Annotated in this window: 18 protein-coding genes; 7 read left to right on the top strand and 11 right to left on the bottom strand. The window is 62.9% G+C overall.

Annotated features, from left to right (window positions below; translation table 11 throughout):
• Window positions 1-53: 53 nt before the first annotated feature.
• On the bottom strand, window positions 54-1,709 hold the full coding sequence (locus ACFQS4_RS08475) for an ABC transporter substrate-binding protein (protein ID WP_497901094.1): 1,656 nt from the start codon (window positions 1,707-1,709) through the stop codon (window positions 54-56).
• Window positions 1,710-1,841: 132 nt separating this feature from the next.
• Here ACFQS4_RS08475 and ACFQS4_RS08470 point away from each other — a divergent pair, with 132 nt between their 5' ends.
• From ACFQS4_RS08470 to ACFQS4_RS08460, 3 genes are read left to right on the top strand one after another with little or no spacing between them, the layout of a single operon-like run.
• Complete coding sequence (locus tag ACFQS4_RS08470) at window positions 1,842-2,477, top strand: ribonuclease H family protein (RefSeq protein ID WP_497901093.1); 636 nt, start codon at window positions 1,842-1,844, stop codon at window positions 2,475-2,477.
• Between the two features lie 51 nt (window positions 2,478-2,528).
• The gene (locus tag ACFQS4_RS08465; protein ID WP_497901092.1) at window positions 2,529-2,981 is read left to right on the top strand and encodes a DUF2240 family protein; all 453 of its coding nucleotides are present in this window, start codon (window positions 2,529-2,531) and stop codon (window positions 2,979-2,981) included.
• Between the two features lie 23 nt (window positions 2,982-3,004).
• Entirely contained in the window at window positions 3,005-3,409 is a 405-nt protein-coding gene (locus tag ACFQS4_RS08460) for a DUF7993 family protein (RefSeq protein WP_497901091.1), read from the top strand.
• A gap of 58 nt (window positions 3,410-3,467) precedes the next feature.
• On the opposite strand, the gene ACFQS4_RS08455 is transcribed toward ACFQS4_RS08460, so the two are convergent.
• The 5 genes from ACFQS4_RS08455 to ACFQS4_RS08435 all read right to left on the bottom strand — a co-directional run bounded on the left by ACFQS4_RS08455 (window position 3,468) and on the right by ACFQS4_RS08435 (window position 9,092).
• A complete protein-coding gene (locus ACFQS4_RS08455) occupies window positions 3,468-4,523 on the bottom strand; it encodes a Leu/Phe/Val dehydrogenase (protein ID WP_497901090.1) in 1,056 nt (351 codons plus the stop codon).
• A 1,228-nt stretch (window positions 4,524-5,751) separates the two neighbouring features.
• On the bottom strand, window positions 5,752-6,405 hold the full coding sequence (locus ACFQS4_RS08450; RefSeq protein WP_497901089.1) for an HAD family hydrolase: 654 nt from the start codon (window positions 6,403-6,405) through the stop codon (window positions 5,752-5,754).
• Between the two features lie 117 nt (window positions 6,406-6,522).
• Entirely contained in the window at window positions 6,523-7,797 is a 1,275-nt protein-coding gene (locus tag ACFQS4_RS08445) for a cation:proton antiporter (RefSeq protein ID WP_497901088.1), read from the bottom strand.
• A gap of 33 nt (window positions 7,798-7,830) precedes the next feature.
• Window positions 7,831-8,325 (bottom strand): cation:proton antiporter regulatory subunit, encoded by a 495-nt coding sequence (locus tag ACFQS4_RS08440; protein WP_497901087.1) that lies wholly within the window; start codon window positions 8,323-8,325, stop codon window positions 7,831-7,833.
• A 146-nt stretch (window positions 8,326-8,471) separates the two neighbouring features.
• Complete coding sequence (locus tag ACFQS4_RS08435) at window positions 8,472-9,092, bottom strand: DUF8159 domain-containing protein (protein ID WP_500192863.1); 621 nt, start codon at window positions 9,090-9,092, stop codon at window positions 8,472-8,474.
• 117 nt (window positions 9,093-9,209) lie between these two features.
• On the opposite strand from ACFQS4_RS08435, the gene ACFQS4_RS08430 reads away from it, so the two are divergent.
• Entirely contained in the window at window positions 9,210-10,469 is a 1,260-nt protein-coding gene (locus ACFQS4_RS08430) for a cation:proton antiporter (protein ID WP_497901085.1), read from the top strand.
• A gap of 81 nt (window positions 10,470-10,550) precedes the next feature.
• On the opposite strand, the gene ACFQS4_RS08425 is transcribed toward ACFQS4_RS08430, so the two are convergent.
• The 5 genes from ACFQS4_RS08425 to ACFQS4_RS08405 all read right to left on the bottom strand — a co-directional run bounded on the left by ACFQS4_RS08425 (window position 10,551) and on the right by ACFQS4_RS08405 (window position 16,053).
• The gene (locus tag ACFQS4_RS08425; RefSeq protein WP_497901084.1) at window positions 10,551-11,276 is read right to left on the bottom strand and encodes an ABC transporter ATP-binding protein; all 726 of its coding nucleotides are present in this window, start codon (window positions 11,274-11,276) and stop codon (window positions 10,551-10,553) included.
• Window positions 11,269-12,078: an ABC transporter ATP-binding protein gene (locus ACFQS4_RS08420; RefSeq protein WP_497901083.1), complete on the bottom strand. Its 810-nt coding sequence runs from the start codon at window positions 12,076-12,078 to the stop codon at window positions 11,269-11,271. The genes ACFQS4_RS08425 and ACFQS4_RS08420 overlap by 8 nt, the downstream gene beginning before the upstream one ends.
• A complete protein-coding gene (locus ACFQS4_RS08415) occupies window positions 12,078-14,123 on the bottom strand; it encodes an ABC transporter permease (RefSeq protein WP_497901082.1) in 2,046 nt (681 codons plus the stop codon). The genes ACFQS4_RS08420 and ACFQS4_RS08415 overlap by 1 nt, the downstream gene beginning before the upstream one ends.
• 18 nt (window positions 14,124-14,141) lie before the next feature.
• Window positions 14,142-15,446 carry an ABC transporter substrate-binding protein gene (locus ACFQS4_RS08410; RefSeq protein ID WP_497901081.1) on the bottom strand — a complete coding sequence of 435 codons (1,305 nt, stop codon included), beginning with the start codon at window positions 15,444-15,446 and terminating at the stop codon, window positions 14,142-14,144.
• A gap of 145 nt (window positions 15,447-15,591) precedes the next feature.
• Complete coding sequence (locus tag ACFQS4_RS08405; protein ID WP_497901080.1) at window positions 15,592-16,053, bottom strand: MaoC/PaaZ C-terminal domain-containing protein; 462 nt, start codon at window positions 16,051-16,053, stop codon at window positions 15,592-15,594.
• A 145-nt stretch (window positions 16,054-16,198) separates the two neighbouring features.
• Between ACFQS4_RS08405 and ACFQS4_RS08400 the strand changes: the two genes are divergently transcribed.
• The 3 genes from ACFQS4_RS08400 (at window position 16,199) to ACFQS4_RS08390 (ending at window position 18,750) form a co-directional block, all read left to right on the top strand.
• Window positions 16,199-16,612 (top strand): universal stress protein, encoded by a 414-nt coding sequence (locus ACFQS4_RS08400; RefSeq protein ID WP_497901079.1) that lies wholly within the window; start codon window positions 16,199-16,201, stop codon window positions 16,610-16,612.
• Between the two features lie 214 nt (window positions 16,613-16,826).
• Window positions 16,827-18,080: an RNA-guided endonuclease InsQ/TnpB family protein gene (locus tag ACFQS4_RS08395; RefSeq protein ID WP_497901078.1), complete on the top strand. Its 1,254-nt coding sequence runs from the start codon at window positions 16,827-16,829 to the stop codon at window positions 18,078-18,080.
• Window positions 18,081-18,153: 73 nt separating this feature from the next.
• Window positions 18,154-18,750 (top strand): GNAT family N-acetyltransferase, encoded by a 597-nt coding sequence (locus tag ACFQS4_RS08390; protein WP_497901077.1) that lies wholly within the window; start codon window positions 18,154-18,156, stop codon window positions 18,748-18,750.
• Window positions 18,751-18,826: the final 76 nt, after the last annotated feature.

Raw genomic sequence — 18,826 nt, 5'->3', positions numbered from 1 at the left:
TCGGCGCTACAAAAGTCAGATGGCGTTTCTATTCGATGGTGCTGAGGGCCGACTTAGTTCTCCATCTCCCAGATGTAGATGGTCTCGTCCTCGCGGGGCTCCCACTGGATGTTGCTGTTCGCCCCGTAGATGCTCTCCTGGGTGTGCAGGAAGACGAACGGCGCCTTCTCACGCGCCATCGCGTTGACCTCCTGGAGCGCCGCGGTCCGTTCCTCGGGGTCGTCGATCTGTTGGGTCTCGAGGATCGCGTCGCTGAGTTCCTCGTCGTCGAAGGTTCGCGACGGGTTGTCGGGAATCGTGAAGAATCCCTGCACGCCGTAGTCGGTGTCGCCCGTGATGGTCCCCCAGCCGATCATGTAGAACGGGATGTCGAACTCGTTGGGGTCGACGCCGGCCTGGTTGGCGTCGGATACCGTCCCGAACTCGACGATTTCGGCCTCACAACTCACGTTGTCGAGCTGGTTGATCATGTCGGCGACGCGCTCGCCGATCGCGGCGTCGTTGAGGTAGCGACCCTGCGGGGCGGTGAGCGTGATCTCGACGTCGCCGTAGCCGCTGTCTTCGACGAGGCTCTCGGCACGTCCGGGGTCGTGCTCGTACGGTCCGAGTTCGTCGTTGAAGCCGTTGATACCGGGTGCGACCGGCTGTCCTCGTGGTTCGCCGAATCCGCTGAGGATCTCGCTGACGATCGCCTCGTTGTCGACGGCGTAGTTCATCGCCTGGCGGAACTCCTGGCTGTCGAACGGTTCCACCGTGTTCTTCATCGGGCAGAAGATGTTCCGGAAGCTCGTGACGTTCCGGATGTCGATGCCGTCGGCGTCCTGGACGGTCTGGACGTCCTCGGGGAGGATGTTCATCGTCACGTCGCTCTCGCCGGTCTCGAGTGCAGCGACGCGGCTGCTCGACTCGCCAGAGGCGTTGAACGTGACCCGGCTGAACGGCGGCTGGTCGCCCCAGTAGTCGTCGAACGCCTCGACGACGATTTCTTCACCGGAGGTGTACTCGACGACCTGGTACGGTCCCGTCCCGTTGAACGCTTCGGGATCAGCGCCGGCGATCGCTTCGTTCTCGGCATCGAAGTTGTCGACCGCCCACTGCTTGTTCATCGCTCGCGCGTAGTTCCCGAACTCGAACTCCGCGAGGCCGGCCGACGCGCCGTAGCTGATCGAGAGGGTCGTCTCGTCGACGGCTTCGGCGCCCTCGATGGAGCCGAGACCGTACGTGCCGATCGGACTCTGGACTCCCATATCGGGGTCGATCGTTCGGTTGATCGTCCAGGCGATGTCCTCGGCGGTGAGGTCGTCGCCGTTGTGGAAGACCACGTCGTCTCTGAGGGAGACCTCGGTCGTGCCGTCGCCCTGTGCTTCCCACTCCTCGGCGATGCGCGGGAGGATACCCTCGCCGGGTTGGAAGTCGAAGACCGGCTCGTAGATGTGGTCGTAGACGTTGAAGTAGTCCCCGGTGATGTGATCGAGCGGGTCCTGGGTGTCCGGGAACTGCGTCAGCGTCAGCGTGATCTCGTCGAGGCTACCGCCTCCATTGCCGTTGCCGTTACCGTTACTATCGTTGCCGTTCCCGTTGCCGCCGTTACCATCGTCCGGATCATCACCGATACAACCGGCGATCGATGCGAGTCCAAGCGTGGTCGCACCGGCTGTGTATCGGAGGACGTTCCGGCGGTTCGTGGTGAATTTGTCAGCACCCTGCATACGCATACATGTACAATCATCCTATTTATACGTTGTTGGATTCGATCGACCAGCACATTGGTGGAACCGATCGACTAACGCTCGGTGAGAGACGGCCTAGTTGTTAAGTACTTGACTGTCCTACAGCGGCATATGGCCGCTCACGGCCGCCCCGCACTTCGGGATCTGTTCGACGAGTCGCCGACACCGCACATCGCCCACCCCCCGTCAACCCATCATCGTGACTTCTACGTCGCCACCGACGGGTCCTTCCGACGGGCGGGTGGCGGCCTCGGGGCCGTCATCGAAACGCGCGACGGCACGCGCGTCGGTCGCATCGCGACCACCGACGTGCCGCCGGACAACAACGTCGCGGAGTACCGGGCACTCCACCTCGGTCTCGACGTCCTCGCAGCCAGGGCGCCGGTCGACGCCCGCGTCGGCATCCTCGTCGATCACGACGAACTCGCGAGCAACGTCAACGCCGCGATCCTGGCCGCCGGACACCCCGACCGCAAACCGCCGCGTCCGTACACTGTCCCGGCGGCGACGACTCACCACTGGCGCGGGATCATTGCCAGACTCAACCGCTTCGGCGAGGTCCGGGCCGCTCGCATCGACAGCAGCCAGAACCCCGCACATCCCCTCGCGAACGCCCCCGAGGAGTACGCTCACGTCAACCGTGAACTCGATCGCTGCGTGCTTCCCGACCCGCCCGAGGTGACGTCGACGCAAGTTCCACCGCCGTCTCGAGCCAATCGGAATCAGGGTAGGCGAGCGTCGGACTGAGGGTAACCTGAATCGTCAACGTTATTCACCCCGTCGCGAGAGTCGTTCTCGATGAGCCTTCGCGTCGCGGTCGCCGCGCCCTTCAAACAACACGGAACGAACCGACTGCGCGAAAACGAGTTCGTCGTTGCGCTGTCGCTCGATCGCGACTGGTTCTCACCCGACCAGTCACAGCGACTCATCGACGTCGCGACCCAGGAGGGCGTCCTCGAGCGCGATGGTCCCGAACTGGTGGCGACGTTCGATCCCTCGAGCGTGACCATCGACGACGACTTCGTCCCCGGCGACGACCTCCTCAGAGAGCGCTCGACGTTCGAGCGCGTGCTGGACGCGCTGGTCGCCTCGGGCGTCGAAAAGCACGAGGCCGTCGGCGCGATCAACTCGCTCCAGCAGGAGTACGCGATCACGATTGAGGCCGCTGCGGTCGTCTACGCCAGCGGTGAGGGGATCGACGTCGGCGAACTCGCCCCTACAGCCCGCTCGGCGTTGATCGAAGACGGTTAGCCTGCCCGGGGACAACGGCGCGTATGGTCGAGGATCGGATTACCGACGGCCGGCGGATCGCCGAGTTGCTCGCCTCCGAAATCGACGGGCGGGCAGACGACGAACTCGCGTCACTCGCGGTGACGAACGCCGACCGCAACGTCGAACCGGCAGTCGGCGGGGCTCGCGCGTTCGATATTTCCTTCGTGGACGAGGACGGCGACCCGCTGGAGCGCCTCGCTCGCGTCTTCGTTCACCCGGATCGGGCCCACCTCGAGTTCGACCAGGGACGAGAAGCGGCCGTCGACGCCGCCGGGGAGGCCGACTTGCGAACGCGCCCGAAGGCGACGACGCCGGCGAAGACGCTCGTCTTTCTCGAGCGCGCCGCGACGGTCAAACGCGGCGTGACCGTCGTGCAGGCCGCGGCTCGGGACACCGGTGGCCGGTGAACTCCGGGACGCGGGAGGGACTCGGTCCAAGAGAGATCGGGTCGGTCCGGCTCAGGCATTACCTGGACGACGGAGACGCCGCCTCGACCTCGGCCGCCTCGATCCGCTCGAGCGCGTACCGATCCGCGGCCTCGAGGACGGTTACGTCGTCGGCCTCGGCGCGCTCGATGAGCGTCCGGGTCCGGTCGCCGATGGCCATCGCGTCGGCGAGCGCCTGTTCTCTCGTGTCACCGGTATGTTCAGCGGCGACGGTGATCAGACCGCCCGCGTTGAGCACGTAATCGGGCGCGTAGAGAATGTCCCGATTCCGGAGCGCCTGCGCGTGGGCCCGCTCGTCGAGGATGTTGTTCGCCCCACCGGCAACGATGTCGCACTCGAGTTGGGGAATCGTCTCGTCGTTGACGACGCCGCCGATCGCACAGGGGGCGAAGACGTCACAGGGCTGTTCGTAGACGGCCGAAGGGGCGACGGTCTCGAAGCCGTACTCGCGGGCGAGTGCGGCGGTCGCTTCCTCGTCGATGTCGCTCACCGCGACCTCGGCGCCGTGCTCGTCGAGGAGTTCGGCGAGGCCGCTGCCGACTTTCCCGACGCCCTGGACGACGACGGAGAGGCCGTCCACGTCCGGCGTCCCGTAGGTGGCCTCGACGCAGGCTCGCAGTCCCTCGAAGACGCCGCGGGACGTGATCGGCGAGGGATCTCCGAGTCCTGCGCTCGTACCGACGACGTGGTCGGTTTCGCCCGCGATCACGTCCATGTCCGCGACGCCGGTGTTGACGTCAACGGAGGTGATGTAGTAGCCGCCGAGTCGGTCGATCATCCGTCCGTAGGCCGCCATCAGGTCCTCGGTCTTCTCGGACGGATCGGCGCGGATGACGGCCTTCCCGCCGCCTAAGTCGAGGTCGGCGGCGGCCGCCTTGTAGGTCATCGCGCGCGAGAGGCGCATGACGTCGCGCAGGGCGGCGTCGTGGCCCTCGTAGGGGAGTAGCCGAGTGCCGCCGAGAGAGGGGCCGAGCGTCGTGTCGTGGATGGCGACGATCGCCTCCAGGCCGGTTTCGTCGTCGACGAAGTGCGTTACCTGTTCGTGGCCGGACGCAGCCATCTTCCCGTGTACCATTGTGCAAGAATTGCACGAATGGAACTATTAATGTGGCTATTTTCGATTATTTGCGTCCAGTTCCTCGTCGCGGAAAGACGATGCGAACTGTGCCTCGTGAGATCCATCTATGGCGATACATTTCGGTTGTCGTGCGAATTGAGAGCGCGAAGGTGGCACGGCATCTGGTCGATTTACAACAAAACGTACTAATCGCGTATCAGATACCTCATAATCGGGTTCTCTGTCCGGAAGAGTAGGTCTGGTCTCTGTTTCGAGGGCCGATTATGAAGATAGTCTAGGAAGGATTGCACGATAAGGGCCTCCCTCGAGAGCATGACCTGTGACCCAATCATCGAGTAAGAGCCCCCTCGAGGCGATTAAGGAGCCTTCGCGTATGTTTTGGTGATTGCCGAGACTAATGGGTGAGCGAGGTCCGTTTCGTGATCGGCGCTCGCTGAGCAGATGCAGGACTCGAGTCGTTAAACGTTCATATCCGGTTCGAGACGTGCTCTCGCGTGTGTTTGCCTTCTCGGAAAGTGTCTCAGTCTCTCCGGTAATTCCAGTGCTATCTAGTACCCCAAAACCGATAGCAGGGAACCGATTATGAACTTTCGAGTCGTGTACTGGTCGGCCACACGTTCGACTCGAGTGGGTGAGTGAGATCCCCTCCAGAGAAGGCTCTAAACCAGCGAATTCGATTTGGTGAGACTGGCTTGGGGCCCTCTTCGTAGCGTTTCTCTTCCTGGTGACCGCTAACCCCGAAAACGCAAGACAGTAACCGATTATGAATTTTTGAGAGCGTGATTTCTCCCTCTTTTCCGGGTCACTCTCTTTGTCCTGCTCATGCCTCCCTCTGTCCTGGACGCCATCTCGAGCGATAACCGCCTTCTTTAGGATCTCTTCCTAGGTTCGTCCATAGACCGCTTCTACACACATCTTCCGGACAGTTGTCGTGGTTATGACCATCAAGTGTTCCGGCCAATACGATGGTAAAGCGATCGTCCCCTCTGTGAACTCCTTCGTTCGTTAGGGAGCATATTCACTGAGACCCCTACCTTTCGCTTTCAGTTTAGCGGTTACTCTGGAATCAAGAGCTGCTACGTCCACATTTACTCCATGTCGGGGTGAGCATGCGGTTAGTAGCCCGGAACCGGTATGCGCGATATCACCGTGGGGGTGGCCCCAATGTATCGGTGACGGGCCAGGACCGCACGCGACTCTAGCGACCACGTGCCGATGCGAGTGGTTACAGCGACGCGAGAACAGCAGGCAGTTCGCGTGTGATGGCAGACTGGTCGACGTGAGCGACCGCCCGCGAGTCGGGTTCGGTGTCCGATCGGAGCACCTGGATCGCCCGCATTCCGGCTCGAGTTGCCCCCTCCACGTCCGCCTCGCGCTCGTCGCCGACGTACACGGCTCGCTCGGGTTCGACAGCCAGCTCCCCCAGAATTGCCTCGAACGCCCGCCGATCGGGCTTGCCCGCCTCGAGCTCGCCAGTCACCAGCGCCGCGTCGAACCGGCCTTCCCAACCGAGCGTCTCGAGTTTGTCCCGCTGGGCCCGGACGGGCCCGTTCGTCAGGAGTCCCACGCGGTAGGTCGACCGGAGGTCCTCGAGCATGGTTTCGACGCCCGCCAGCGGCGTGAGGGCGTCGGCGATCGACTCCCGGTAGGCCGTGGCGATGGCGCCGGGTTCGGCACTCGTGTCGTGGTCGGCGAGCAGGTCCGCGAAGATTGGCTCGCGGCTCTCGCGCGTGAGGTTGTTCCGGTGGGCCTCGAGGTACGACTCGCGCGAGAGCGGCGGCGCGCCGGCCGCGGCCGTCGCCTCGGTGAGCAACGTCTCCCGGTCCCGGTCGGGGACCGCCAGCGTGTAATCTAGGTCGAAGACGACTGCCTCGAGCATGGGGGATGGAGGGGGCTCGAGGGGTTTGAAGTTGTCTGTTGAACTCTGGCGCGAGTCGTACCGACGTCTGCTGTGAGTTCGTTTCGGACGAAGAAACTCGACGGTCGAATCGATCGATCAATCGCCGCTCGAGACCGCCCCGCTGCGCGCCTCGAGGCGCGGCACGAGCACCGCTTCGACACGGTCGGCGTACTGCATGAGGGTCGTCCCGAGGATACTCATGACGAGGACGTAGCCGACGGCGAACGCGTAGATGTCGGTCGCAATCGAGTCCGAAAGCGCCCCGCCAGCACCGGCCAGGGCGATGCTCGCAATGATCAGGGAGAACTCACCGCGAGTCGTCATGCCGAGGCCGACCCGCAGGGATCGTCGTTCGTCGAGGTCGTAGATTCGACCACCGAGGTAGCCACTCAGCAGTTTCGTCGGCGTCGTGGCGATCACCGCGACGGCGATCAACCCGGCGACGCCGGCGAACAGCTGCGGGTTCGTCTCGAGGCCGATCCAGAAGAAGAAGATGGCGGCGAAGACGTCCCGGACGGGCTCGAGCAGTTGTTCGAGGTCGTGGACGTGGTCGGTCGCCGAAAAGGCCATCCCGACGAAGAAGGCGGCGACGGCTTCGCTCACACCCAGGGCGAGCGCGGCGCCTGCAATCAGGACGAGGATTCCCAGCGTGCGGAGGACGAGGAACTCGTTCGAGTCGGTCTCGAGGCTCCGCTGGAACCAGGCGGTGCCGAACTGGACGAGTATCAAGAGCGCGAGGATGAACCCGATCGCGACCCCGATCGAGCCGAGCGCCTCGCCAACGTCGCCGCCGCCCAGGACGAGCGCGGAGACGACCGCGAGATAGATCGCGATGAAGAGGTCCTCGTAGACGAGCGTGCCGAGCAGCGGGTTCGCCTCGTCGTTGGCGATCCAGCCGAGGTCGATCAGGGACTTGGTGATGATCGCACTCGAGGAGATGTAGACGATGCCCGCGACGAGCAGGGCCGCGAGGAGGGATTCGAAGAGGACGAACCCGAGGACCAGTCCGGCGCCGAAGTTGATGGCCAGGTCGACGCTCCCGGCCCTCCCGATGTCGTGTCTGGACGCCAGCAGTCGCTCGAGGTTGAACTCGAGGCCGAGGAAGAACAACAGGAAGACGATCCCGAGTTCGGCGCCCAGGTGGATGAACTCCGACTGGCCGTCGAGCGCCAGGGCCTCCCCGTGTGGGAGAACGCCGGTCCCCAGGAGGGCCGGAAGGTCGACCGTTCCGAGCACGTACGGGCCCGAAAGCATCCCGGCGATGATGTAAAACGGGATCACCGACTGGTCGATGCGCGAGGCGAGCAGGCCAGCGACGGCGGCGACGGCGAAGAGCGCGCCGACGTCGACGAGGTGGGTTTCAGCTGCCACTCTCGGACACCTCCAGTGGTGGCTGCACGGGGATCACCTTCCGCCGTCGCCTCCAACGAGTGACTCGAAGTCCCGACAGTCGTCCCGGTCGCCGACGACGACGAGCGTGTCGTCGGCCGCGAACGTCGTCTCCGGGCCCGGTGCGGCGAGAACCTCCTCACCACGCTGGATCGCGACGATCGAGACGCCGGTCCGCTCGCGGATCTGTGCCTCGGCGATGGTCTGACCGACGAGTTCCGAGGCCGGGTCCAGGTTGTACCACTCGATGAACGTCTCGCCGGTGAGCATGGTCTCGACGCGCTCCGATTGAACGGGCTGGAAGTACGCCCCCTCGAGGATCGTTCCCACCTTGCGGGCGAGCCGATCGGACATTTCGAACACCTTCTCGCTGTCGGCGCCCTCTTCGACTTTCTTGTAGATCTCCCGTTTGCCCGTGTTGTGGGTGACGATGACGAGGCGCTCCCCGTCCTCGAGTTCCACCTCGTACTTCTTGCCGACGCCGGGAAGGTCGCTCTCGTAGATGGTCATACCCCGAAGACGGGAAGGGAACGTAATAAACGCCGCGGGAATCGGTAGGCTATCGGCGGAAACCTAGAGGACGGACTATCGGCACCAACTCGAGTGTCGTCCTGGACGAGGCTACCGAGACGACCGGCGCGGGTTACTCGATCACGCTACTCCTCCGGAGAGACGCCGACGAACGGCGGGTGGCGCCGCGAATCGATCGTCCCTGCCACCAGTTCGCCGTACTCGGCGGCCGTCAGGTCGCCGCTCACGTAGCGTTCGGCCCACGCGCTCTCGACCGTCGCCGAGCCGTAGGATTCGGGCGCGTCGTCGAGAATCGTGATCGCGAGGGCGACGGCGTCGTAGCCGGCGTCGACCAGGGCCGCGTAGGCTCCGACGATCGGTCCGAGTTCGTGGATCGTCCCCGTTTCGTACCGCTCCCGGTTGATGTACTCGAGGGTCAGCACGTCCCGCTCGCGCTCGAGGGACTCGACTTCGAGTCCCTCGGACTCGAGCGTCTCTGCGAACGCGTCCTCGTCGGTGATTTCGTCGTCTACCGACTCTACTCCCGCCGCGAACACGTCCGTCCGTTTCGTTATCGGCAGGTCGGGAACGAGTTCGGCGATCGGCCAGGACTTATTCGGTGGGAGTTCCTCACCTACGTCCTGGGTACAGCCCGCGAGCGACGCGGTAACGCCGACGCCGAGGATGCCGAGCGCGGTGCGTCTCGAGATTCGATCCGACGCACTCGACTCTGACTCAATCCGCCCCGATTCGCTCGACTCCGACACACTCGACGCCCCTCCGAACCGTCGGTCCATAGCGAACGAACGACGACCACGGTAAACGACGCTGTGCCTGCAACTGACGGGTCCGGTCTTATCCGATCGTTGATGGATAGTATCGGTGTGGTACTCGAGTTGTACGACATCGGCTTCGTCGTCGTCGGTGTGACGCTGTTCGGCATCGCCGTGCTCCCCCGATACGTCGCCGACAGAGCGATCTCTCTGCCCATTTTCTTCGTGGTCCTAGGGTTTCTCGCGTTCGGATTACCGTTCGGGCTCCCTGCCCCCGATCCGCTCGAGCAGGGCCACGTCGTCGAACGACTGGCAGAGTTCGGGGTCATCATCGCGCTGATGGGCGTCGGACTGAAACTCGACCGGGCGCCAGGGCTGCGTGCCTGGTCGTCGACCTGGCGATTGCTGCTGATCGCAATGCCGTTATCGATCGCCGGTGCGGCGCTGGTTGGCTGGTGGCTGGTCGGCCTCGTCGTCCCGACGGCGATTCTCCTGGGGGCGTGTATCGCTCCGACCGATCCCGTGCTCGCCTCCGAAGTTCAGGTTGAAGACCCCGGAGACGGATCCGAAGAGGACGTGATCGGCGAGGGGGAGTACGATGACGAGGTCAGGTTCGCGCTCTCCTCCGAGGCCGGACTCAACGACGGCTTCGCCTTCCCGTTCACGAACCTCGCCGTCGCCATGGCCCTCGTCGGCATCGCCCCGGGTAACTGGATGGGGGAGTGGCTGCTGGTCGACGTCGGCTACCGGGTCGTCGTCGGGACCCTCGCCGGCGTCATCCTCGGCTGGATCAGCGCCAGACTCATCTTCGGCACCGAACCGAACACACAGATCGCCAGGTCCGTCCAGGGGCTCGAGGCCGTCGCCGGGACACTCCTCGTCTACGGGATTACCGAACTCGTCGGCGGCTACGGCTTCATCGCCGTCTTCGTCGCCGCAGTGACGATCCGCAGTTCCGAACGGTCGCACGAGTACAACGACGCGCTCCACCAGATCAGCGAACTCGCCGAACAGGTCTCCATGGGGGTCATCATGGTCTTCTTCGGCGGGGCGATTGCCGGGGGACTACTGGCGCCGCTGACGCTCGAGGCGGCGATCGCTGCCGTCGTCATCGTCTTCCTCGTGCGTCCGCTGGCCGGTCTCGTCGGCTTCCTCGGCTCGAGTACGGGGTGGGCCGAACGCGGCGCCATCGCGTTCTTCGGTATCCGAGGAATCGGTTCGTTCTACTATCTCGCTCACGGCCTCAACGAGGCCGCCTTCTCCGACGCCGATCTGCTCTGGGCGCTCGTCGGGGCCGTCGTCCTCGTCTCGATCGTCGTCCACGGAATCACGGCGAACCCCGTCATGCGAGCGGTGACGGATTCGTCGTAAGTTGGACGCCGTGAGCGGGAGGTCGTGACTCGCCGGCCAGCGGCGACTCGAGCCAAATATCCCGCACGGGGGAGACGGTTCTCAGGCGGTGACGCCGAGGAACCGATCGAGTACCTCCTCGTCGGCCTCGAGTTCCGCCGAGGTCCCCTCCCAGACGATCTCGCCCTGGTTGATGACGTAGTTCCGGTCCGCGAGGGCGAGGCCGACGTGGACGTTCTGTTCGATGAGGAGAACCGTGATCCCCCGGTCGTTGAGGTCCTCGATGATGTCCATGACGTCCTGCACGATGTAGGGAGCGAGCCCCTCGGTCGGTTCGTCGAGCAGGATGAGGTCGGCCCCCGCGACGAGCGCCCGGGCGATGGCGAGCATCTGCTGTTCGCCGCCCGAAAGCGACGACCCGGCGTTTTCGTGGCGTTCAGCGAGGTTCTCGAACGTCTCGAGCGCCTCGTCGACCGACAGCGAATCGACCTCGTCAGCCCCGCCGTAGGAAGCGAGTTCGAGGTTCTCCCGGACGGTCAACTCGGGGAAGATCTGGCGCTCCTCGGGGACGAGCGAGAGTCCCCGCTTGGCGGTCGCCGTGGCGTCGAGCTGGGAGATATCCTCGCCGCGATAGGCGATCGTTCCCGACGTAGGCGTGATAATTCCCATAATCGACCGGAGCGTCGTCGTCTTACCGGCGCCGTTGCGCCCGATCAACGAGACGATTTCACCCTCGTCGATCGCGAGCGACAGGTCGTGCAGGACTCGCGTCTCGCCGTAGCCCGCGTCGACGTCCTCGAGTTCCAGAAGTGGGACGCGATCACTCATCGAGCGTCCCTCCGAGATAGGCGTCCTGGACGGCCTGGTTACTGGCGATCTGATCCGGCGTTCCCTCCGCGAGGAGTTCACCGCGATTCAACACGCTGATTCGATCGGAAAGTTCCATGACGAGTTCGATGTCGTGTTCGATGAGTAATAATGTCTGATCTACCAGGACGTCCTGGATCAGATCGATCGTCTCTCGCGTCTCCTCTACGCTCATTCCGGCGGTCGGCTCGTCGAGCAAGACCAGTTCGGGATCGGTCGCCAGAACGACGCCGATCTCGAGACGACGGCGATCGCCGTACGCAAGCGCGTTAGCGGTGACGTCCGCGACCGACTCGAGGCCGACGCGCTCGAGAATGTGCTCGGTTTCGGCGGTGATCTCGTCGTAGCGGTCGGTCGGTCGAAACAGCGACTCGAGCAGCCCAATTTCCTCTCGGTTTACCGACTGGACTGCCAGCCTAACGTTTTCTCTAACTGATAAGCCACCAAATATATTCGATATCTGGAACGATCGGCCGATGCCGCGGCGGACGCGCTCGGCCGGCGAGAGCGACGTGATGGCAGTCGGTTCCTCGTCGTCGCGTCCGGCGAAGTATATCTCCCCTTCCGTGACCGGAAGTGCCCCGGAGATGAGGTTGAACAGGGTCGTCTTGCCGGCCCCGTTCGGCCCGATCAGGCTCCGGAACTCGCCGTGCTCGAGCTCGAGGTCGACGTGATCCGTCGCCGTGAACTCGCCGAAGCGTTTGACCAGTCCCTCGGTGCGGAGGATAGGGTCTGCGTTGCTCGGAAGCGGTTCGGTCGCCATCAGTCGTCACCTCCGGGAGTTGTGTCGTCCGGCGTTGGTTTCGAGCCGGGCCCACCCGAGAGGAGTGGTCGTAGTAGTCCCGGGATCGAGACCAGTCCCCGCGGAAGGAAGATGACGAACAGGATGAAGATGACACCGAGTACCAGTCGCCAGTAGCCGGTGAAGTCGGTCAGCACGTTCTCGAGGCCGAAGAAGACGAACGAGCCCAGAATCGGCCCGTACAGCGTCCCCATGCCCCCAAGGACGACCATAACGATAACCTCGCCCGATTTGATCCACTCGACGGCCGAGGGCGTAACGAGTCCCGTGTTGAGCGCTGACAGACTGCCGGCGAGTCCGGCAACTGCCCCGCTGATGACGAACGCACGGCGCTTGTAGACGGTCGTGTCGTAGCCGAGGAACGTCGCCCGTTGTTCGTTCTCACGGATCGCTTTCATGACCGCGCCGAACGGCGAGTTGAGAATTCGTCGGGTGAGGAAGAACGAAGCGACGAGGGCGGCCAGTACGACGTAGTAGAACAGGGCTGAGCCACCGAGGACGACCGGACCGAGGACGACCTCGATTTCGTTGAGTTCGATGCCGGCGCCTCCGACACCGTAGTACGCGCCGAAGCCAAAGAGCCCGTCCGAACCGCCGGTAAACGGCCGCTCCTCGATGAGACCGAAGAGCGAAATTGTATCCATCGAATAGATCGCGTTGTAGAACAATTCCGCGAACGCGAGCGTAATCATCGCGAAGTAGACGCCGGCGACCCGAATGGAGAGAACCCCGACAATCCACGCGGCCACCGCAGAGAGCGCGATAGCCAGCGCGATTGCGACGAACGCGGACTCGCTCACGTTGATCAGCGTGATCGCGGCCGTGTATGCGCCAAGCCCCCAGAAGAGGACGTGGCCGAGCGAAACGAGGCCGGTGTACCCCATGACGAAATCGAGCGACAGCGCGAACAGTCCCCACAGGAGCATCCGGGTCACGAGCGTGACTGCGTACCCCGAGTAGAGCCAGCCGCTTCCGAACGGAATCAACACCAGCAAGACCACCATCACGAACCCGAGTTTCAGTCGCGTGTCCTGATCCAGAAAGCCACCGTCGGTTCCGGCCAGTAACGTCCCGCTTTCGTCCTCCGGAGCTTCGGTTCCGAACAGCCCCTGTGGGCGAACCAACAAAATCGCGATCATCAGTAGGAAGATCACGGTCCCCTCGAGCGCGGGGACGTTGGGTCGAATAATCGTCTCCTGGAGAACCCCGACGAGAAGCCCCCCGACGACCGCACCCTTGAAACTTCCGAGACCGCCGAGGACGACGATGACGAACGCTGGGATGATGAACGACATCCCCATGCTGGGGCTCACTTGCTGGGTTCCGCCAACGATGATCCCTGCAATCGCCGCGAGGGCGGCGCCAGCACCGAACACCAGCGAGTAGTATCGGTCGATATCGATACCCAGATTCCGGACCATCTGGCGGTCCTGTGACCCGGCGCGAATAATGAGCCCGTACCGCGTGTGCTCGAGCGCCGCCCAGACGGCGAGGGCGACGAGAGTCCCGAAGACGATGATGAACAGGTTGTACGAGCTAAAACTAAACCCGAACAGCTCGAAGGTGCCACGGATAATCCCGGGGCGATTGAACGAGCGGTTCCCCGTCCCCCACACCAGATAGATCAGGTCGTTGATGACGAGCACCAGTCCGAACGTGAGCAAGATGTGATAGAGGGGATTTCGACCGTACAGCGGTCGGACGGTGAATCGTTCGATCGCCACGCCGACGACCCCGACGAGAAGCGGTGCAATCAACAGGGCGGCGAAGAACGCGTAACCGCCACCGAGGGGTGCAATTAACGCGAGCGCGAAGTACGCACCGAGCGTAAAGAGTTCGCCGTGGGCGAAGTTGATAACGTGCATGACCCCAAAGATCACGGAAAGCCCGGCCGCTAGCAGGACGTATATGAGGCCGACCGTGAGCCCGTCCAGCAGTCCCTGCAAGGAGACGAAAGAAAAGACTCCGGTCGTGGCCCCCTCCAGAAGGATGTGTGAAGATATCATTCAACTAGTGCTCTCCGGTCAGAGTGAACAACCCGTCGATTCACAGTCGGGGGCAGCTTCCTCGCCGTCGAGTTCCCACCCTTCGAGGAGGTTCACGTCCGCGATGTCCCCCTCCTCGGGTTCGACGCATTCGGCCATCCAGACCGGGTTCGTCGCCTGGTGATCGCACTCCCGGAATTCGACGGGACCGAAAATCGTCTCGTGTTCCATACCAGGCAGGGTGTCCTTGACGTCAGCAGGGTCGGTCGAACCGGCCTCCCGAATACCGTTCGCGACCATTCGGATCGATTCGTAGCCGACGCGCGAAAAGTTGTCCGGGAGGTCGCCGTCGTAAGCGTCCTGGTAGTCGCTGACAAACGTCTGGTTGTCGCCGGTCTCGATCGTCGGAACGTACCGGGTCCCGCTGTAGATGCCGTAGGCACCCTCGCCCGCACCGGACATCACGGCCCGGAACGATCCGGTCGTCGTCACGATCGGAATGTCGTCGTGGAGCCCTCGATCTTTCGCCTGCGTGAGGAACGTCGCCAGGTCCGCGCCGGTCATCCCAACGACGAGCGCATCCGCCTCGTCGCTGGCGTCCGAAATCTGCGTGATGAACGAGGCGAAGTCCGTCGAACCGGGGTCCGAGCGGGTGATGCCGATTTCCTCGTACCCATCGCTGAGGTTCTCCATCCGCGTACTGATCTCGTTGTGGACGGAGTTGCCGTAGGCGTAGTCGGCTATGTGGTAGAACAGCTGGTCGCCCATTTCCTCGGCCATCCACCGCGACATGACTTCCGCGATCTGGGCAGTGCTCGTCTCGAACCGGAACACCCACTCGTTGCAGTTCTCCCCGGTGATGGAGACGTCGGCCGCCCCCGGCGTGTACAGCACCTCGTTGTTCAGGGCGAACTCGTTCATCGCCAGGGCGACCGAACTCGAGATGCACCCGGTGAAGAACTCCGCGCCCTGGGACTGGACGGCATTGTTCGCCTCCTGGATCGCGGACTCGGAGTCGAGCTGGGTGTCGTACTCCTCGTATTCGAATTCGAACTCGTACTCGTCGCTCTCGTTTATCTGCTGGATGGCCAGTTCCGTTCCTCGGTGGCGTTCTTCGGCCAGCGCGCTGAATGGCCCCGTGAACGGCTCGAGGACGGCAAGTGGAACGGTTCCGCTCGCGCCGCCGTTGCCGTTTCCGTTACCGTTGCCGTTGCCGTTTCCATTCCCGTTCCCGTCGCCATTGCCGTCACCTGACGATTGAATACACCCGGCGAGTCCGGTCAGCCCGGCTGCCCCGCCAGCGACTGCACCCCTCAAAAACTGCCGCCTGTTCCCCTGTCTCATGGTATCTCGAGTCACAAGTCCATCTATCGCGGATGTTGTATAAATATTCACCCGTAGATGAACGGGTTATATATGTCCCAGAAGTAGTTCGACTGTCGGAAAATCGACCGAAGACGAACGGTTCACCCCGAACGACGTTGAAATATTACTCCTGCATCTTGATGAGGAACTTCATGTCGCCCTCGAACACCACGTCGTCCTCCTGGTTCGTCATGGTGGTATCGATCGTCACCAGGCCCGCGTCGTCCTTGCTCGAGAGTTCGCGCTTCTCGGTGACCTCCATGTCGAGTTCGATGGTGTCGTCCATGTAGACCGGATTGGGGATGTTCATGTAGTTCATCCCGAGGAAGGCGTAGACCGTTCGCTCGACGATCCCACAGCGGTAGACGAACCCGGTCGCCAGTGTGAACGTCATCGGGCCGTGAGCGACCCGCCCGTCGAAGTGACCCTCCTCCGCGAAGTGTTTGTTCGTGTGGAGCTCGGTCCAGTCGCCGGTGAACATCGAGTGGAGGACGAAGTCGGACTCGGTCACGGTTCGGCCGACGCTCTCGAAGGTCTGTCCCACTTCGAAGTCCTCGAAGTAGTGAGGCTCGTAGCTGTATGCCATGATACGACTGTTCCAATAGAGCGGATAAATAGATTTTCCTCCCGTCATATGTCCCGACCGACGGCCCCTCGAGCAGCACACCCAAATCGCCTCGAATGACCCCTGGACCCGAGAGATTATGACGATTCCACCACAATCGACGCGCATGTACCGAATACTGGTCGGTCTGGACACGAACGTCGAACGAGCACAGGCCCAGGCTCGAATGATCGCCTCGCTGCCCGCAGCGAGTACGGACGTGACCGCAATCCTGACCCACGTCTTCCAGGAGAACCCGGAGGGGGCGTCGATCCAGCAACTCGATTCCGTCCGACGCGCCATCGACGTCCTCGAGGACCACGACGTCGAGTACGAGTACTTCGAGTCGAGTGGGGACCCGGCGAGCGAACTCGTCGAGGCGGCGGCCGACCTCGAGGCCGACATGATCTGTCTCTCCGGCCGCAAGCGGACGCCCACCGGGAAGGTGCTCTTCGGGAGCGTCACCCAGGCGGTAATCCTCAGTAGCGAGCGACCGGTGACGACCGTCTCGCCGTCGTCCGCAGCAGTGAGCGACCAGTGACGACCGTTTCGCCAGAGTGAGCGCAGGATCAGGACTCGCCGCACGTTCGAGACACTCGCTCGAGGCGGCGTTCGCCCCTCGAGAGTTATACAAAATTCAGGAGAAAAACCACTGCTTTAGCCGTGGGATGAATCCGTCACTGCTGAACCAAACCACGCTACAGTGGCAGGCCGACTCCCCAGCGTTTAAGAAATACCAGTGCTACATATAAGATATGGAGGTGCGGCGTACCGTCCCCGTTGCACTCGACGTGGACAGCGACGGCGCCGCACTCCTCGAAGACACCGTAGACACGTTCCTCTGGTCGGCACAGCACGTCGTAGACCACGCTTTCAAAGGTGACTACGTCACCACCAGCAAAACCACGCTAGACGACGAAACCTACGACGACGTACGCGAGAAAACGGACGGGTTCAACGGTGGGTTGGTGCAAGCCGCTCGGAACAAGGCCGCTGAAGCTTGCAAAAGCGTCGTCGCACGCTGGAAAAACGGCAAGAAAGCTTCGAAGCCGACGTTCACCAGCCCACACGTCGTCTACGACCACCGAACCGCCACATTCCACGACGATTACGTATCTCTCGCCACCACAGATGGTCGCATCGAAGCCGACTACGTACTGCCCGGCGAGGATAGTGACACGCCGCACTCGGAGTACCTATTTTCACACGAATACGAAATCACGGGTGCGGAACTACACTACCACAACGGCTACTGGGTGCTTCACGTCCACTGCAAGAAGGATGTGGAGTCTGACACGTCGGAGAAGGCAACACCTGAGAACGGAACGGTTCTCGGGGTTGACCTCGGCGTGAACAACCTCGCCGTCACATCGACGGGCACGTTCTGGACGGGCGACGAGTTCGACCACTGGCGGCGCGAGTACGAGAAACGTCGTGGCTCACTCCAACAATGCGGAACGCGCTGGGCACACGAGAACATCCAGTCAGTCGGACGGAAGGAAGAAGATCGGTTCAAGCTAATGCTTCACCGTATCAGCAACGAACTCGTCGCTGATGCTCGTGAGAACGGGTGTACGGTCATCGCGTTCGAGGACTTGACCGACATCCGTGAGCGAACTGGCGCGTCGTGGGGACACAAGTGGGCGTTCAACCGTCTGTACGAGTATGTCGAGTACAAAGCCGAGGAACACGGCATCACAGTTGAGCAGGTTGACCCCGAGAACATGTCACGCCGTTGCTCGCACTGTGGGTTCACGCACCCTGACAACCGCAACGGCGAGGAGTTCGAGTGTCTGAAGTGCGGGTACGAGAATCACGCAGATTACAACGCCGCGAAGAACATCGGCTTACGGTATCTCCGTCGGAACCAAACTGGGTCTGGCGGAGGCGCATCCTTGGGCGTGCGCTTGAACAGCGGGATAATGAACGTGAATGGAGGCTATTCTCCTGCCGAGGAATCGGCCAGAACGGGAGTCCACGCTGAATCCCACGACTTCAGTCGTGAGTAGCTCAAAAACTACCCACGCATGTTCGGGGAGAACGTGATGGTGCTGGCATCCGTATCTACTGACAAGAACGATAATGTCGACCGATACCTGCGCCGCCTGGAACCCGTCAGCGTGTGAGGGGACCGCTGGCTGTCCGCCCCGGTGCCCACGCTTCATCGACAAACACGGACGAGCGCTCCTCGTCGAACCAGCGAGCGACCGCCACCGCGAGGGCCTCCGAGCCATGTACGCGGACTACCCCGACGCACACCGGTCGATGGGACTGCCGCCGATTCGTCTCGAGCGAATCGATACCTGGCTCGACGCGTTGCTCGAGACGGGCACCAATCTCGTCGCTCGAGACGGGACGCGCGTCGTCGGCCACGCGGCCTACGCGGCAAACTCGAGCGCGGAACCCGAGTTCGTGATCTTCGTCGACCCCGACTACCACGACGGCGGCGTCGGGAGCGAACTCTGCCGGCACACGATCGCCACGGCCGCCGAGAACGGCCACGAGGCGCTCACGCTCGACGTGGACGCGGCCAACGAGCGAGCCGTACACGTCTACCGGAAACTGGGGTTTCGGATCACCGGTCGAAGCGGCGGCGACCTGGCCATGCGCCTCTCGTTCGACGAACCCATCGTCGACGCCGTCCGACTGCCGCCGGCCGAGCGGGAGACGCCCGCCTGAACGGCGCTCGAGCCGACCATCGGCGCGATTTTCTGTACACGTACAGTCGGCTGGTACGACGACTCGAGCGAGATCC

The organism is Saliphagus sp. GCM10025317 (genome assembly GCF_042663665.1).
In the GTDB taxonomy this organism is placed as follows: domain Archaea; phylum Halobacteriota; class Halobacteria; order Halobacteriales; family Natrialbaceae; genus Natronosalvus.
Note: the sequence above shows the minus strand (reverse complement) of the source record. Positions and strands in the feature narration are given on the sequence as shown.